The organism is Dickeya sp. ws52 (genome assembly GCF_007210685.1).
GTDB classification, from domain to species: domain Bacteria; phylum Pseudomonadota; class Gammaproteobacteria; order Enterobacterales; family Enterobacteriaceae; genus Dickeya; species Dickeya chrysanthemi.
The window spans coordinates 1730-4713 of record NZ_SZVX01000040.1 but is presented as its reverse complement, the minus strand read 5'-3'; the positions used below and the strand labels follow the sequence as shown (position 1 = coordinate 4713).

General features: G+C 53.7%; 1 rRNA gene and 1 other annotated feature (1 of these 2 cut by a window edge). The gene reads right to left on the bottom strand.

Annotated elements, in window-relative coordinates:
* Positions 1-78 (bottom strand): 5S ribosomal RNA (gene rrf / locus FDP13_RS21325); the annotation flags it as partial.
* 128 nt (positions 79-206) lie between these two features.
* Positions 207-2984: a sequence feature (most likely nonfunctional fraction of RNA operon), on the bottom strand; it runs 1639 nt beyond the window's last position.

Sequence of the window (2984 nt, the reverse complement as noted above, 5' to 3'; positions counted from 1 at the left end):
ACTACCATCGGCGCTACGGCGTTTCACTTCTGAGTTCGGCATGGGGTCAGGTGGGACCACCGCGCTATCGCCGCCAGGCAAATTCTTTCAACGTCTCTCAACGTCCTAATCCTTCATGTCGCCGTGTATCGCTACACCACGCCATCCAATCCTCGAACAAGCCAAATTCTACTTTTAGTCTCTCACCAAAACACCTTCGGTGTTGTAAGGTTAAGCCTCTCGGGTCATTAGTACTGGTTAGCTCAACGTATCGCTACGCTTACACACCCAGCCTATCAACGTCTTCGTCTTAAACGTCCCTTCAGGGGCCTCAAGGGCCCAGGGAAGACTCATCTCGGGGCAAGTTTCCCGCTTAGATGCTTTCAGCGGTTATCTCTTCCGCACGTAGCTACCGGGCAGTGCCATTGGCATGACAACCCGAACACCAGCGGTGCGTTCACTCCGGTCCTCTCGTACTAGGAGCAACCCCCCTCAATCTTCCAACGCCCACGGCAGATAGGGACCGAACTGTCTCACGACGTTCTAAACCCAGCTCGCGTACCACTTTAAATGGCGAACAGCCATACCCTTGGGACCTACTTCAGCCCCAGGATGTGATGAGCCGACATCGAGGTGCCAAACACCGCCGTCGATATGAACTCTTGGGCGGTATCAGCCTGTTATCCCCGGAGTACCTTTTATCCGTTGAGCGATGGCCCTTCCATTCAGAACCACCGGATCACTAAGACCTGCTTTCGCACCTGCTCGAGCCGTCACTCTCGCAGTCAAGCTAGCTTATGCCTTTGCACTAACCTCCTGATGTCCGACCAGGATTAGCTAACCTTCGTGCTCCTCCGTTACTCTTTGGGAGGAGACCGCCCCAGTCAAACTACCCACCAGACACTGTCCCCGACCCGGTTTACGGGCCCAGGTTAGAACATCAAACATTAAAGGGTGGTATTTCAAGGTTGGCTCCACGCAGACTGGCGTCCACGCTTCAAAGCCTCCCACCTATCCTACACATCAAGGCTCAAGGTTCAGTGTCAAGCTATAGTAAAGGTTCACGGGGTCTTTCCGTCTTGCCGCGGGTACACTGCATCTTCACAGCGAGTTCAATTTCACTGAGTCTCGGGTGGAGACAGCCTGGCCATCATTACGCCATTCGTGCAGGTCGGAACTTACCCGACAAGGAATTTCGCTACCTTAGGACCGTTATAGTTACGGCCGCCGTTTACCGGGGCTTCGATCAAGAGCTTCTCCTTACGGATAACCCCATCAATTAACCTTCCGGCACCGGGCAGGCGTCACACCGTATACGTCCACTTTCGTGTTTGCACAGTGCTGTGTTTTTATTAAACAGTTGCAGCCAGCTGGTATCTGCGACTCTCGTCAGCTCCATCCGCGAGGGACTTCACCCACAAGAGCGTGCCTTCTCCCGAAGTTACGGCACCATTTTGCCTAGTTCCTTCACCCGAGTTCTCTCAAGCGCCTGAGTATTCTCTACCTGACCACCTGTGTCGGTTTGGGGTACGATTCGATGTTACCTGAGGCTTAGAGGCTTTTCCTGGAAGCAGGGCATCTGTCACTTCAGCACCGTAGTGCCTCGTCGTCACGCCTCAGTGTTTAATAGCGACCCGGATTTACCAAAGTCACCCACCTACACGCTTAAACCGGGACAACCGTCGCCCGGATGACATAGCCTTCTCCGTCCCCCCTTCGCAGTAACACCCAGTACAGGAATATTAACCTGTTTCCCATCGACTACGCTTTTCAGCCTCGCCTTAGGGGTCGACTCACCCTGCCCCGATTAACGTTGGACAGGAACCCTTGGTCTTCCGGCGTGCGGGTTTTTCACCCGCATTATCGTTACTTATGTCAGCATTCGCACTTCTGATACCTCCAGCAGCCCTCACAGGCCACCTTCACAGGCTTACAGAACGCTCCCCTACCCAACAACGCCTAAGCGTCGCTGCCGCAGCTTCGGTGCATGGTTTTAGCCCCGTTACATCTTCCGCGCAGGCCGACTCGACCAGTGAGCTATTACGCTTTCTTTAAATGATGGCTGCTTCTAAGCCAACATCCTGGCTGTCTGGGCCTTCCCACATCGTTTCCCACTTAACCATGACTTTGGGACCTTAGCTGGCGGTCTGGGTTGTTTCCCTCTTCACGACGGACGTTAGCACCCGCCGTGTGTCTCCCGTGATAACATTCTTCGGTATTCGCAGTTTGCATCGGGTTGGTAAGCCGGGATGGCCCCCTAGCCGAAACAGTGCTCTACCCCCGAAGATGAATTCACGAGGCGCTACCTAAATAGCTTTCGGGGAGAACCAGCTATCTCCCGGTTTGATTGGCCTTTCACCCCCAGCCACAAGTCATCCGCTAATTTTTCAACATTAGTCGGTTCGGTCCTCCAGTTAGTGTTACCCAACCTTCAACCTGCCCATGGCTAGATCACCGGGTTTCGGGTCTATACCCTGCAACTAGACGCCCAGTTAAGACTCGGTTTCCCTACGGCTCCCCTATTCGGTTAACCTCGCTACAGAATATAAGTCGCTGACCCATTATACAAAAGGTACGCAGTCACCCTGATAAATCAAGGCTCCCACTGCTTGTACGTACACGGTTTCAGGTTCTATTTCACTCCCCTCGCCGGGGTTCTTTTCGCCTTTCCCTCACGGTACTGGTTCACTATCGGTCAGTCAGGAGTATTTAGCCTTGGAGGATGGTCCCCCCATGTTCAGACAGGATACCACGTGTCCCGCCCTACTCATCGAACTCACGACCTGTGCATCTTCGTGTACGGGACTGTCACCCGGTATCGTGCGCCTTTCCAGACGCTTCCACTGACACACAAGCCGATTCAGGTTCTGGGCTCCTCCCCGTTCGCTCGCCGCTACTGGGGGAATCTCGGTTGATTTCTTTTCCTCGGGGTACTGAGATGTTTCAGTTCCCCCGGTTCGCCTCATTAACCTATGGATTCAGTTAATGATAGTGTGTCGAAACCA